11 protein-coding genes and 1 riboswitch are annotated in these 14,289 nt (G+C 36.7%); of the genes, 1 reads left to right on the top strand and 10 read right to left on the bottom strand.

The window, feature by feature from the left end:
• Positions 1-201 precede the first annotated feature (201 nt).
• A complete protein-coding gene (locus MKY37_RS18520) occupies positions 202-615 on the top strand; it encodes a YslB family protein (protein ID WP_340779229.1) in 414 nt (137 codons plus the stop codon).
• Positions 616-1,296: 681 nt separating this feature from the next.
• Here MKY37_RS18520 and MKY37_RS18515 read toward each other — a convergent pair.
• The 10 genes from MKY37_RS18515 to MKY37_RS18470 all read right to left on the bottom strand — a co-directional run bounded on the left by MKY37_RS18515 (position 1,297) and on the right by MKY37_RS18470 (position 14,289).
• Positions 1,297-2,529 carry an aspartate kinase gene (locus MKY37_RS18515; RefSeq protein ID WP_340779228.1) on the bottom strand — a complete coding sequence of 411 codons (1,233 nt, stop codon included), beginning with the start codon at positions 2,527-2,529 and terminating at the stop codon, positions 1,297-1,299.
• Between the two features lie 245 nt (positions 2,530-2,774).
• A riboswitch (Lysine riboswitch) is annotated at positions 2,775-2,953 on the bottom strand.
• A gap of 42 nt (positions 2,954-2,995) precedes the next feature.
• The gene (gene uvrC, locus MKY37_RS18510) at positions 2,996-4,786 is read right to left on the bottom strand and encodes an excinuclease ABC subunit UvrC (protein ID WP_340779227.1); all 1,791 of its coding nucleotides are present in this window, start codon (positions 4,784-4,786) and stop codon (positions 2,996-2,998) included.
• A 50-nt stretch (positions 4,787-4,836) separates the two neighbouring features.
• Entirely contained in the window at positions 4,837-5,151 is a 315-nt protein-coding gene (gene trxA / locus MKY37_RS18505) for a thioredoxin (RefSeq protein WP_211894793.1), read from the bottom strand.
• 789 nt (positions 5,152-5,940) lie between these two features.
• Entirely contained in the window at positions 5,941-6,918 is a 978-nt protein-coding gene (locus MKY37_RS18500) for an electron transfer flavoprotein subunit alpha/FixB family protein (RefSeq protein ID WP_340779225.1), read from the bottom strand.
• An 88-nt stretch (positions 6,919-7,006) separates the two neighbouring features.
• Positions 7,007-7,780, bottom strand: a complete 774-nt coding sequence (locus MKY37_RS18495) for an electron transfer flavoprotein subunit beta/FixA family protein (protein ID WP_340779224.1) — start codon at positions 7,778-7,780, stop codon at positions 7,007-7,009.
• A 25-nt stretch (positions 7,781-7,805) separates the two neighbouring features.
• The gene (locus tag MKY37_RS18490) at positions 7,806-8,579 is read right to left on the bottom strand and encodes an enoyl-CoA hydratase (RefSeq protein ID WP_340779223.1); all 774 of its coding nucleotides are present in this window, start codon (positions 8,577-8,579) and stop codon (positions 7,806-7,808) included.
• Between the two features lie 17 nt (positions 8,580-8,596).
• A complete protein-coding gene (locus MKY37_RS18485; protein ID WP_340779222.1) occupies positions 8,597-9,178 on the bottom strand; it encodes a TetR/AcrR family transcriptional regulator in 582 nt (193 codons plus the stop codon).
• Between the two features lie 273 nt (positions 9,179-9,451).
• Positions 9,452-11,146, bottom strand: coding sequence for a long-chain-fatty-acid--CoA ligase (locus tag MKY37_RS18480; protein ID WP_340779221.1), 1,695 nt, complete (start codon positions 11,144-11,146; stop codon positions 9,452-9,454).
• A gap of 297 nt (positions 11,147-11,443) precedes the next feature.
• Positions 11,444-11,857, bottom strand: a complete 414-nt coding sequence (locus MKY37_RS18475) for a DUF350 domain-containing protein (RefSeq protein ID WP_340779220.1) — start codon at positions 11,855-11,857, stop codon at positions 11,444-11,446.
• 68 nt (positions 11,858-11,925) lie between these two features.
• Positions 11,926-14,289, bottom strand: a complete 2,364-nt coding sequence (locus tag MKY37_RS18470; RefSeq protein WP_340779219.1) for an endonuclease MutS2 — start codon at positions 14,287-14,289, stop codon at positions 11,926-11,928.

The following is a 14,289-nucleotide window of genomic DNA, read 5'->3' as shown; positions in this document are numbered from 1 at the left end:
ATGTTACGTATTTATGACATATCCATTGTACTCTCATCATTTTGGAGCGTCAAGGTATGTTTCTGAATTTTCATTTGGATTCCTTTACCTATTTTGGATAATAATTTGTTTAATTAATCACAATCTATTCTGGTCCCCATTACTATTTTTTTATGATAAAATAAATAGGCAATAATGATTTTTGGAAAGAAGGGTTGCTACTTGAATGAAAAGGAACATTCACATGTAACTTCCTTTGGATATGAGTTAATAAGAGACCACGTGCTTACTTCTATTCTCGGAAAACATGAAAAAGATATATTATATTGGGCTGGAAAAGATTTAGCTCGAAAATTCCCCCTTTATTCGATGGAAGAAGCCGTCACGTTTTTCAATGAAGCTGGTTGGGGCACTTTACATTTAGAAAAAACAACAAAAGATTCTACTTTCTATACGTTAAGTACATATAATCTACCTCAGAGTGGACAGAGCAGAAGTCACCGATTAGAAGCAGGTTTTTTAGCTGAACAACAACAAAAGCTTACTGGCTATTTAACCGAATGTTACGACGAGGAAGTTAAAAAGAACGGCTTAGTCTCTTTACAGATAAAATGGGATTCTAAAACTAAAGGGTAACAGGTTAGTCATTTTTGACTTTTCCTGTCACCCTTTTTCAATAGATAAGCGTATATAAAAATGTTCTTCAAAATTACTATCATTAATGAAAGATACTACTGATTTCAGTTTCAACCCACTTTCATGTTTCGAAGCTAGCGTAGCGATGAAGAAACAAGTGGACGCTTTCCGCAGGGGAAGCGATGAGCTATCACCACAGCTCAACGCGTCGCTGTGATAACTCATCTGTCTCCCTCATCCCGCCGAAGTCGCCCTTTAACTATAATCAATATAGTGTGTAGTACTCAATATTAGATTTAGCATTGGTTATGATTATGAAAATAGAATTAGTTTTAGTTAATGAGATGCAATTATTTTAATGATGGATAAAGGAAATAGATTTTTCTTAATACTAGTGGAAATAAAGAGAAATAGTAAGTGTTTACCCAAAAGAAGCCAAATAGCGCCAGAAATTGTATCTTCTGGCGCTTACTCTATGATTAGGAAAGCATCTTTTCTCTAGTTATCCAAAAACGCACTAACCTCTTTCTAAGAGTTATAGGAGGGCGACGGGCAGACTAACGCCATAAAATTACCATAGAAAAAAGAGGCTGATCGTGACTGCGTCACAATCGACCTCTTTAAAAATCAATTTGATTTTATTTGAGATAGTTTAATTTCATCGTTACTTTAAACTATAAATTATTGTACCGATTGATGGGTTAACGCAAGATCGAATTCGTCATGCAAGGCATTTGCGGCTTCAATCATATGTTGCTGAGGTACTACAACAGACACTTTTATCTCAGATGTACTTACCATTTTCACAGGAATATTCTCTGTTCTCAGGCGATCAAACATTTGAGCTGCAACACCTGGGTTCGAAACCATACCAGAACCTACAATAGAAACCTTTGAAAGACCTACTTCAAAATCTGCGAAGGTAAAGCCAAGCGTTTGTTTATGTGTTTCTAAAACTGTTATCGCTTCAGCCAGAGATTCTTTTTTTATAGAAAAAGAAACTGCTGGCTTCACTCCATCAACTATCGACTGAACAATTATATCCACGTTTATATGGTTTGTAGCTAGAGTTGTGAAAATAGAAGCTAAAGAGCCATTAAATGGCACCTCATATTCTATAGTTAATCGAACGATATCGGATTCAAACGCTACCCCACGAACTACTAAATTATTTTCCACATCTACTTCCTCCTTCAAAATCGTTCCTTCTCCATCTTTATAGCTTGAGCGTACTCGTAATGGAACCTTATAGTTTTTAGCAAATTCAACAGCACGTGGATGTAATACCCCTGCGCCTAAGTTAGCTAGTTCAAGCATTTCGTCATATTCAAGTTGGTCAAGTTTTCGAGCATTCTCAATATAACGTGGATCGGATGTATAAATACCATCAACATCCGTATAAATGTCGCAAATCTCAGCTCCGATGGAAGCAGCAATAGCTACAGCAGTTGTATCAGATCCTCCTCTGCCAAGAGTAGTAATCTCTCCAGCTTCTGTTATCCCCTGGAAACCCGCTACAATAACTACTTTATTTGTGGCAAGTAAACCGTCAATTTTAGAAGGATCCAGTTTTAGTACTTTTGCATTTCTATGTACATTATCTGTTATGAGACCTGCCTGAGCACCAGTTAGAGAGATGGCATCTATCCCAATTGCATTTAACTTAATAGCTAGTAATGCCATCGTAACCTGCTCACCATTCGATAAAAGCATGTCCATTTCTCGTTTGGATGGTGATTCCGCTAATCCGAAAGCAAGGTTTGCTAATTCATCTGTTGTTTTACCCATTGCAGATACAACAACGACAATATCATTTCCTTTTTCTTTTTCACGTTTCACCCGATTAGCAACATTTGAAATTTTTTCTGTTGATTCAACTGAAGTACCGCCAAACTTCATTACAATTTTAGTCATGTATATCCGCTCCCTTTTTTGTCCCGCTTTCACGTGCAGTGAGACTCCCACTTCAACGAATCCACAATGTACAATGGCCTATGTGGGAAATCAACTGCCCGTTAAAGCCCGAATGGTTCAACTAACATAATAGGGAATGAAGAAAATCCCCATCAATTGAAGTTTCTCTTTACTGAAAGGATCAAAAAATGCTTTTCACATATTGTGAAAAGCATTGTCTCATACACGGTCCAAAAAATCTGCCCATGTGAGATAGCCCTCCAGAATATAAATTCTGACAATCCTACATCTATTAAATGCAGAACCAACAATAAAATAGGAAAAGCTATTCTATGTTTCGGCGAAAAACCCTTTCCTCAGCCATTCTAGGAACTTTCCTTCCTCCTGCTGAGTACTGATGTCTAATCGCACCTCTATCTTCACTTAAATACAGTGAATATTAAATTCATATAACCATAACACATGATTATTCAGAAGACAATACATTTTTCTGAAAATGACCAATCATTATATCTGCCTGTTTACTCGGAAGTCCCGCCGCCATTAATTCATCTTTACTTGCAGCTTGAATTTTCTTTAAGGAACCAAAATGTTTTAATAATAACTTTTTCCGCTGAGGTCCGATACCTTCAATACCATCCAGCGAAGATGCAATCGTATGCTTTCCTCGTTGCTGCCTATGGAATGTTATAGCAAATCGATGGACCTCATCCTGAATTCGTTGTAGCAAATAAAAACCTTCACTAGTCCGCTTCATCGGTATTAGCTCCAAAGGGTCTCCGTAAATAAGCTGCGAAGTTTGATGCTTGCCATCCTTTGCAAGACCTGCAATTGGAATATCTAGCCCAAGCTCATCCTCTATAATTTCACGTGCAGCTTCAATTTGTCCTTTGCCTCCATCAATAATGATTAAATCAGGTAGCGGCAAATTTTCCTTAAGTACACGAGTATATCTTCTACGTACAACTTCACGCATTGCTCCGTAATCATCATGTTTAGCTGCAGTTTTTGTTTTATATTTACGATAATCCTTTTTACTGGACCTACCATCGATAAAAACAACCATTGCGGATACTGCATCAGTCCCATGAATATGCGAATTATCAAAAGCTTCAATGCGCATTGGAGCTGCAATCCCCATCGAATCACCAAGCTGCTCTACTGCTCCGATCGTCCGTTCCTCTTGTCTTTCAATCAAATGGAATTTCTCCGTAAGTGCTATTTGAGCATTCTTTTCCGCTAATTCGACTAGATTTTTTTTCGTGCCTCTTTGTGGAACAAAAACCTTCATCTCTAGAAGCTTTGAAGCCAAGTCGATATCCGTACTTATAGGAACATAAATTTCTTTAGGTTTAATATGTTCTGACTTCGCATAAAATTGACCTAAAAATGTTATAAACTCCTCTTCAGGATCTCGGAAAATAGGAAATAGCGAAACGTCTCTTTCTATAAGCTTCCCTTGTCGTATAAAGAATACTTGCACACACATCCAGCCTTTATCTACATGGAAACCAAAAATATCTCTGCTTGTGAAATCATTCATCGTCATTTTTTGTTTTTCCATCACTTGTTCGATATGTGAAATTTGATCGCGATACTCTTTTGCTCGTTCAAATTCAAGTGCTTCTGCAGCTGAATTCATTTTCGCAACCAATTCTTTTTTCACTTGCGTATGCCCGCCATTCAAGAAACTAATAATTTCATGAATGATTGTATCATAAGCATTTTCTTCCACTTTTTTCACACAGGGAGCTAAACACTGTCCCATATGGTAGTATAGACAAACTCTATTTGGCATCTTTTGACATTTACGAAGTGGATATAAACGATCTAGAAGTTTTTTCGTTTCATGTGCCGCATGAGAATTTGGATAAGGTCCGAAGTATTTCCCTTTATCTTTTTTTACCTGCCTTGTAATGATCAGTCGAGGATCTTGTTCCGCAGTAATTTTAATATATGGATACGTTTTATCATCTTTTAACATAATATTATATTTTGGATCATGCTTTTTAATAAGATGGAGCTCTAGTATTAAAGCTTCCAGCTCAGATGAAGTGACGATATATTCAAAGTCAACAATTTCTTGCACTAATCGCAGCGTTTTACCATCATGAGCTCCTTTGAAATAAGAGCGCACCCGATTTTTTAATATCTTTGCTTTGCCGACGTATATAATAGTCCCTTGTCGGTCTTTCATTAAGTAACATCCTGGCTCATCTGGTAGGATGGCACATTTTTGTTCTATTAAATCATTCATATTATCACCCGTTTAAAAAAACCGGGCACTATGTAGCACCCGGTTTTATATTATGCGTTTTTTTCTACAAATTGTACTAATGCTTCTTTTGGTTGGAACCCTACTGCTTTGTCTACAGGTTGCCCATCTTTAAATAATACTAGAGTTGGGATAGACATAATACCGAATTGACTAGCAGTTGCTTGGTTTTCATCAACATCTACTTTTACAATTTTAACTTTGTCGCTCATTTCAGCGTCCATTTCTTCTAATACAGGAGCAATCATTTTACAAGGTCCGCACCATGTTGCCCAAAAATCTACTAATACTAATCCTTCTTCTATTTCTGAATTAAAAGTTTGATCTGTTCCGTGAACTATTGCCATATTAAAATTCCTCCTTTATCTACTATGTAATGATTATAACAGACAGAAATATCAACATCTACATATTAGCTCGAAATAGAAAAGCGTATGCTCCCTCAAAGTACAAAACCAGTTCCCTATCATTTTAAGTGATGATTTATAAAAAAAGACTAAAACGTTCAATAAGAATGAAACAAAATTTATTATTCAACGTATAAGACATTAAGTGTGTCAATTTCATAAAAGTATGTTAAATAGTGAAATTAGAACAACATTGATTTCTGCTTCAGGCGGACGCTTTCCGCTCCAGAGAAACGACAACTTTCCTATTCATAAAGGAAGCTCTCGAAGATGCAATTTCGTTCGCTCTTTCCCTACTTTCTTTAGTAAGCACTTACTATTTTTCTTATTCCACTAGTATAAAAGTAAATCTACTTTCTTCATCCTTCATGACAGAACCAGCCCCCTAAACGGCAGATGGTTTTATCACCATATTAACTTTGACTACACTTATCATCTAAGCGATAGGCTTTGCTATATCTTAAAGTGGAGTACTACACATTATATTGATTGTAGTGAAAGGCGTCGACTCCAGCGGGATGAGTGAGACAGATGAGACGTCACATCGACGCGCAAGCGACGGTGATGGCTCATCGCTCACCCCGCGGAAAGCGTCCGCCTGGAACGGAAATCGGTAGTATTATTCATTCTTATAAGTTCTGTAAACCAGTATTCATGCTGTATTTATATATATCTTCTTTCAAAAAAAAGCTGCCCAAAAGTTATTCTTTTGGACAGCCACTTCTATTATTAAGCGTTTACTTTTAGTTTTTTGAACTCTTCTGTAAGCATTGGAATTACTTCGAACAAATCTCCGACGATACCGTAGTCCGCTACTTTGAAAATATTTGCTTCAGGATCTTTGTTGATAGCTACAATAATTTTCGAGTTAGACATACCAGCTAAATGCTGAATCGCTCCGGAAATACCTGCTGCGATATAAAGGTCTGGAGTTACTACTTTACCAGTTTGTCCAATTTGTAACGAATAATCACAATAATCAGCGTCACAAGCTCCACGAGAAGCACCAACTGCTCCACCTAATACATCTGCAAGCTCTTTTAAAGGTGCGAATCCTTCTTCACTTTTAACTCCACGTCCACCAGCAATAACAACTTTTGCCTCTGATAAATCTACACCTTCTGTAGATTTACGAACTACTTCTTTTATAATTGTACGAAGGTTTGTAATATCTACTGACAAGGATGAAACGTCAGCTGACTTACTGTCATCTTTTGCAAGTGGTGCAATATTATTAGGACGGATAGTGATAAATTCAATACCAGCCTTCACTTTTACTTTTTCAAAAGCTTTGCCTGAATAGATCGGGCGGATGAAAACAGCCGCTTCGCCTTCACCTTCAATAGAAGTTACGTCTGATACTAAACCAATTTGCAGCTTACTTGCAATTTTAGGAGATAAATCTTTCCCAAGCGCTGTATGACCAAATACAATTGCCTCTGGATTTTCTTGCTCAATAACCGCTAACAATGCTTGACCATAGCCATCTGAAGTATATTGCTTTAAATGTGGATGTTCCACAGTAATTACACGATCAGCGCCATATTTACCAAGATTAGCAGCTAATTCTCCCACTGAATCTCCTAATAGAACACTAACAACTTCTCCGCCGCTTGAAATTTGTTTAGCTGCAGCGATTGCTTCATATGATACGTTACGAAGAGCACCTTCACGCGCTTCTCCTAATACTAATACTTTTTTAGACATGCTATTTTCCTCCTAATAGTAAAATTAATTCGGTTCAAATACTCCTCAGCGTATTCGCTCCTATGCAAAATAATCTTTTCTGAATAAGTTAAACGACTTTCGCTTCCGAGTGAAGTAAATGAACTAACTCTTTTACTTGATCAGCTAGCTCGCCTTCTAATACTTTTCCAGCTTCCTTTTTAGGAGGTAAATAAATTTCGATTGTTTCTGTTTTTGCTTCTACATCGTCTTCATCGATATCTAAGTCATCTAATTCTACTTCTTCTAGTGGCTTTTTCTTCGCCTTCATAATTCCTGGAAGAGATGGATAACGTGGCTCATTTAGACCTTGCTGAGCAGTAACCAATAATGGCAATGAAGTTTCTAATACTTCCGTATCTCCTTCAACATCACGTTTAATAGTCACTGTAGTCCCATTTATCTCTAAGTTTGTAATAGTAGTTACATAGTTAATACCAAGGCTTTCAGCAACTCGTGGCCCTACTTGTCCTGATCCACCATCAATTGCTACGTTACCAGCTAATATTAAATCCGGATTTTTATCCTTTAAGTATTCCGAGATAATATGTGCAGCAGTAAATTGATCCAACTCTTCTACATCATCCTCTATATTAATAAGGACAGCTTTATCTGCGCCCATTGCTAGTGCTGTACGAAGTTGCTTCTCAGCGTCTTCTCCACCCATTGTAAGAACTGTTACTTCTCCACCCTGAGCATCGCGAACTTGGATCGCTTCTTCAATTGCGTATTCATCATAAGGATTAATAATGAATTCTGCTCCATCTTCTTGTATTTTACCCCCGCTAACAACGATCTTCTCTTCTGTATCAAATGTACGTTTTACTAAAACATAAATATTCATATTGATATCCTCCCAATGTAAATTATTATTTACCTTTAAATACAGGTTCTCTTTTTTCAATAAATGCAGAAATGCCTTCTTTTGCATCCTCTGAAACAAAGACAGTTCCAAAAGCATTTGCTTCTGCCCTTACACCTTCATGATAGGAAGCAGGTTTAGCATATTGAAGCATTGCTAAAGCATTTTTTACAGCAATTGGACTCTTCTTCGCAATCTTAACGGCTAGCTTTTTGGCATGTTCAAATAATTCTTCTTCCGCGTAAGCTTGGTTTGCAAGACCTAATTGAGCTGCCTCTTTCCCACTTATTGGATCACTTGTTAACAACATTTCTGCCGCTTTCGCAAATCCAACATAACGTGGTAGTCGTTGTGTACCAGCAAAACCTGGTATTAAACCTAGTTGCAATTCCGGCAACCCAAGTTTTGCATTTTCTGCAACAAGTCTAATATGACAACTCATCGCAAGTTCAAGCCCTCCACCAAGTGCTGCTCCATGAATTGCAGCTATTACTGGTTTAGAGAAAGTTTCCACTCTTTCGAAAATTGTTTGGCCACTTGCTGCAAGCTCAGAGAATGCTTCTCCTGATGTAATGGAGGTAAATTCTTTTATATCTGCCCCTGCAGAGAAAAATCTACCTTCCCCTTTTAGCAAGACTACTCGAACTGCATCATCATTTTCAACTGCATCTAAAAGTTCATTTACTTCTAAAATAACCCCTCTTGCTAAAGCATTTGCTGGTGGACGATTTAATGTAACAGTAGCTACACCCTCTTCAATAGTCCATGACAGAAATTCCATTTTCTCACTCCCCTTTGTTAACCTTTTATACCATTTAACAATAGACGATGTACTTTACCTGTAAGATCAACTAAATCGTATTTATGCTCGTTCATGACCCAGGTAGTAGTCGTCTCATCAATTGTACCAAAAACCATTTGTCTTGCTAAGCGAATATCGATCGTATGATCAAATTCTCCTTGGTCGATTCCTTCTTTTAAAACGGTATCTAATAATATTAAATAGTTTCTTAAAACTGCATTAATCCGTAATCGCAATGCTAAATTGGCTTGTCTTAATTCCAATTGGGTGACCGTCGCTAAATGATGATCGCTTGATAACACCATAAAATGATTCTCAATCATTTTATACAATTTTTCTGAAGAACTAATGTCTTGTTCAATAATTTCTTTCAAATTATCCGCAAATATTTCCATTTTTTCTTCAAAAACAGAAACTAAAATTTCTTCTTTGTTTTTAAAATATAAGTAAATTGTCCCGTCAGCTACTCCCGCCTGTTTGGCTATTTTAGAAACCTGTGACTGATGATAACCATTTTCAGCGATTACAATAATTGCTGCATCGATGATTTGCTTATATTTTGGTTTGTCCTTTTTCAATATGAATTCACCACCAATTTATCAATTACGCCATGGCATAATTGTGTCCTGATTTTGAATTGAGTTAAAGCCTGCGTGATGCAGATAAGGTTGCCTTCGCCGCATGAATGCAAGTTACTTAGGCTACTATCCTTTAAAAAACTTCATTCAAAATCTGCGACATCCGCCGGAGGCTTTTTTATTCGGCTTGGGCTGAATAAAATAAAAAAATATGAATGATTATTCATTCATATTTTTATATTATATTTTATTTTATCGATTGTCAATAATCAATTAACTTTGAACTACTTGTTTTTGTTTCTCTTTTTCTTCTTCTACTAGCGTTCTTCTCAAAATTTTACCTACCGCCGTCTTCGGAAGTTCTGCTCTGAATTCATAGATTCTTGGCACTTTAAATGCAGCCAAATTTTCACGACAAAAAGCATTTAACTCATCTTCTGTCACAGTTACTCCCTCTTTAACAACTATATATGCTTTTACTGTTTCTCCTCTATATGGATCTGGAACTCCAGCAACAACACATTCCTGAATTGCCGGGTGTTCATATAGTACCTCTTCCACATCTCTAGGATAAATATTAAATCCTCCAGCAATGATTAAATCTTTTTTTCGATCGACCACATAAAAGTAACCGCTTTCATCCATATACCCTAAATCACCAGTTAAAAACCAACCATCACGCATTGTCGCTTCCGTATCTTCTGGTCGATTCCAATAACCCTTCATTACTTGAGGTCCTTTAACTGCGATTTCCCCAATTTCCCCAAATGGTAATGGCGTAGTTGAATCAACCGCGAAAATTGCCGCATCTGTATCTGGCCAAGGAATACCAACTGATCCTTTAATTCGATCTTCCTTATATATCAGATTCGCATGGGCTACAGGGGAGGTTTCGGTTAAACCGTAGCCTTCTACTAATTTACCACCGGTAATTTTTTCAAAATTCTCTTGTACCTCTAATGGTAATGGAGCAGATCCACTTAAACAAGCGACAATAGAAGATAAGTCATATTTTTGGATATCTGGATGATTTAATAAACCAATATAAATTGTTGGAGCTCCTGGGAAAATAGTTGGTTTTTGCTTATCTATCGTTTTTAGTGCAGTTTCTACATCGAACTTAGGCAATAATACCATTCTATTACCTAGCATAACAGAAAATACTAAAACGGTAGTCATTCCATACACATGAAAGAATGGGAGTACGCCTAAAATAGTTTCTTCACCTTCTTTGCATTTGTACATCCATGCGGTACACATAGCAGTGTTAGATACTAAATTTTTATGTGTAAGCATAACCCCTTTTGGAAAACCTGTTGTACCGCCTGTATATTGTAAAAGTGCAATATCCTCTTCGAAATCGAAAGCCATATTAATCGCTTCAGATTTTCCAACTTTCATAATTTCCGTAAATAAGTGGTTTATCCCTCGGTGCTCCACTTTAACACTAAATCCGTATTGTTTCTTTTGAATAAATGGATAAATAAGATTTTTAGGAAATGGAAGGTAATCCTTAATACCAGTAACAATGACGTTCTCTAAATCTGTATCTTTTAAAACTTTTGTAACACGTGGATATAATATATCCATTACTAAAATAGCTTTTGCTCCTGAGTCCTTCATTTGATATGCAATTTCTCTTTCTGTATAAAGAGGATTTGTCTGAACAACAATCGCTCCCGCATATAATGCACCGTAGTAACCAATTACCCCTTGTGGACAGTTCGGTAGCATAATTGCTACTCTATCTCCCTTTTGGATACCAATCGATTGTAAATAGTTAGCAAACTTCAATGATGACTCGTAAAGCTCTTTGTAAGATACATCTCTCCCCATAAAATGTATCGCAATCTTTGTTGGAAATTTCTTATACGCTCTTGTTAAATATTCTTGAACCGGAATATGTTCATAATCGAGCGTATGCGGAATTTCTGGTGGATATTGCGCTAACCACGGCTTTTCTGTCATTTGAATGCCCCCTTTGTTTATAATAGCGTGAATATTCCTATTTTTAATTATAGAGAAAACTGAATGACAATTCAATTCTTTAATAAAAAGAGTTTTTTTGAAAGCTTACTAGAAAGAAATAATAAAGACTGCAACGCTCACTCCCTCATCATTAAGATAAAAAGTGCTACATTGCAGTCTTCAAATAGGCTAGTAACTTATTATATTAATTTGTAACGATATATATTATACCTACTAAGATAAAAAGTATCCCAACAGCCAATAAAATTTTCGACAATTTCTCCATTATAACCGCTCCTAAGAAATACTTGCACCAATAACAAATGATAACCCTACAGAAATAACTAGTGAAATAAACCCAATTGAACGATTATCCTTTTCGATTTCCTGATCAACATTAAAGCTTGGAGTTAAAAACTCAAATAACAGGTAAGCAATAATTAGTAATGTAAACCCAAATAAACCCCACCCAACCATTTCAAAGAATGAATTGTGTTGTTCTATGGAATACCTAAAAATGTTACACACACCAAAAATCTTCCCACCAGTAGCAAGTGCAACTGCTACATTACCTTTTTTTATTTCTTCCCAATTCTTATACTTCGTGACGACTTCAAAAATAACCATCGAAACGAGCAAGCATAGAATAACAACACTAAAATAACCTGCAGACTCTACAAGTGGGTTTGACCAGAAACTGGATAGAAGCATACTTAAAAACCCCTTTTAACTTTTCCTTCTATACGGAGAGCCCGATAAAAAGTTTCATTATTTATAAATTATTTTAATTCAACAACTGTTACTCCGTGACCACCCTCACCAGCCTCGCCGAAACGATAGCTTTTCACACGAGAATGGTTTTTCAAAAACTGTTGTATAGCTTGTCTTAATACTCCAGTGCCTTTTCCATGAATAATAGAGATTCTTGGATAGTTAGCAAGAATTGCGTCATCTAAATACTTTTCAGTACGCATTATAGCATCTTCATATCGTTCTCCACGAAGATCTAACTCTAATTTTACATGTGAGTCTCTGCCACGAATAGAATTCACTGAAACGGTCTGTTTTTGTTTCTCTGGTTTTACAAATTCAAGATCCGATTCGTCTAATTTCATTTTTAACATACCAATTTGAACAGACCATTCCGTTTTAGACAACTTCTCAAGCAGAGTCCCTTTTTGACCGAAGCTTACTACTTTTACTTCATCCCCAGTTTTCAACTCTTGAGCCATTTCATTTAATTTCTTTTGTTTCCTCAATACAGGATTATCTGGTAAAGCGGCATCTAGACGTTTTTTTGCATCGATCAATTCATGTTCTTTTACGAACTTATGTGTATTTGTTTGCATTTTACGCAGTTCACTAATAATTTCATCTGCTTCTCGTCGGGCTTCATCAACAATTTTCTTTGCTTTATCTTTTGCTTTTTGTTCTAGTTTTTCTTTACCCTGTTCCAATTCAGCTAACCTTAGTTCTACATCTTCTTTTACTTTACGAGCTTCAGCTAAAAGGACTTCTGTTTCTTCTGCATCCTTTTCTGCTTGTCTACGACTGTTCTCAAGAGATGCAATCATGGAGTTCACTTCTCCGCGGTCTGTCCCAGTAAAGGTTTGTGCTTGGTTAATAATATACTCTGGTAATCCAAGTCGCTCGGATATTTCAAATGCATTACTTCTTCCTGGAACTCCTATTAATAGTTTATAAGTCGGACTTAAAGTTTCAATGTCAAATTCAACACTTGCATTAGCAACACCAGGTCTATTGTATCCATACGCCTTAAGTTCAGGATAATGTGTCGTAGCCATCACTCGAGCACCTGTCCCATGTACAGCATCCAATATAGATATCGCGAGTGCAGCACCTTCTTGCGGATCGGTTCCTGCTCCAAGCTCATCAAATATGATCAATGACTTATCGTCATATTTTTTTAATATATCGACAATATTAACCATGTGAGAAGAAAAAGTACTTAGACTTTGCTCAATAGATTGCTCATCTCCGATATCTGCAAATACTGATTCGAATAATGCCACTTCAGAGCCATCCAAGGCAGGAATAGGAAGTCCACTTTGGGCCATTAATGTACAAAGCCCAACTGTTTTCAGGGTGACCGTTTTACCACCTGTATTCGGTCCGGTAATGACAATAGTTGTAATGTCTTTCCCGAATTCAATTGTATTTGGCACAGCCGTCTCTATTGGAATAAGTGGATGCCTTGCTTTCACTAAACGAATATATCCTTCGTTATTAATGATTGGCATCGTACATTTTTGGGCTTGACCATATTTTGCTTTCGCTAGAATAACATCAATTTCTCCAAGTACATTTACTAACAGAAAAATGTCATGTCCTACTATTTCTACCTCAGCTGTCAATTTGATGAGGATACGATTAATCTCTTCCTGTTCCTTCACTTTTAAGCTTCGTATATCGTTGTTTATTTGTACTACTGCTGAAGGCTCGATGAATAATGTTTGTCCCGAAGAGGATTGGTCATGGATGATTCCACCGTAATGACTACGGTATTCGGACTTAACGGGAATTACATATCGATCGTTTCTGATTGTAATAATCGAATCTGAAAGCATTTTCGAAGCATTAGCCCCTCTTGTATAGCTTTCTAGTTTTTCACGCACACGACTTACTTGAATGCGTAATTGTTGGCGAATAGAGCGTAATGTACTACTAGCACTATCTAATACTGAACCATTTTCATCGATACAATCATTAATCTCATGTTCGAGAGCAGTTAAAACCGGAATATCTTCTTTTTTCCTTAGGAAGTGAGGAATTTTAACGTCCTCCGATTCCGCTACATTTTCTAAAAACTGGCGCAATATTTTACTTGCACGAATAGTACTAGCTATCTCCATTAACTCTGTAGGGCTAAGCATACCTCCAATTTGGGCACGTTTAGCATGAGGTCGAACATCTGTCATCCCACCCATTGGTACATTTCCACGTAACCTGAGAATTGCCATACCTTCATCCATTTCCTCTAACAGCTTCGTCACTTCTGTAAACTCAACGGAAGGTATGAGCTTATCTATATGGCTTTTTCCAATAGAAGAAGTACAGTAATTGGAAACTTCTTCTCTAATTTTATAATACTCTAAAGTTCTCAGTGCTCTTTCAGCTATCAA

It is taken from the genome of Psychrobacillus sp. FSL K6-2836 (assembly GCF_038003085.1).
Lineage (GTDB): Bacteria > Bacillota > Bacilli > Bacillales_A > Planococcaceae > Psychrobacillus.
Note: the sequence above shows the minus strand (reverse complement) of the source record. Positions and strands in the feature narration are given on the sequence as shown.

Excerpts from the sequence above, each read along its gene's own strand:
- MKY37_RS18515 (WP_340779228.1), bottom strand. The coding sequence starts at position 2,529 with ATGACTAAAATTGTAATGAAGTTTGGCGGTACTTCAGTTGAATCAACA.
- uvrC (WP_340779227.1), bottom strand. The coding sequence starts at position 4,786 with ATGAATGATTTAATAGAACAAAAATGTGCCATCCTACCAGATGAGCCA.
- trxA (WP_211894793.1), bottom strand. The coding sequence starts at position 5,151 with ATGGCAATAGTTCACGGAACAGATCAAACTTTTAATTCAGAAATAGAA.
- MKY37_RS18500 (WP_340779225.1), bottom strand. The coding sequence starts at position 6,918 with ATGTCTAAAAAAGTATTAGTATTAGGAGAAGCGCGTGAAGGTGCTCTT.
- MKY37_RS18495 (WP_340779224.1), bottom strand. The coding sequence starts at position 7,780 with ATGAATATTTATGTTTTAGTAAAACGTACATTTGATACAGAAGAGAAG.
- MKY37_RS18490 (WP_340779223.1), bottom strand. The coding sequence starts at position 8,579 with ATGGAATTTCTGTCATGGACTATTGAAGAGGGTGTAGCTACTGTTACA.
- MKY37_RS18480 (WP_340779221.1), bottom strand. The coding sequence starts at position 11,146 with ATGACAGAAAAGCCGTGGTTAGCGCAATATCCACCAGAAATTCCGCAT.
- MKY37_RS18475 (WP_340779220.1), bottom strand. The coding sequence starts at position 11,857 with ATGCTTCTATCCAGTTTCTGGTCAAACCCACTTGTAGAGTCTGCAGGT.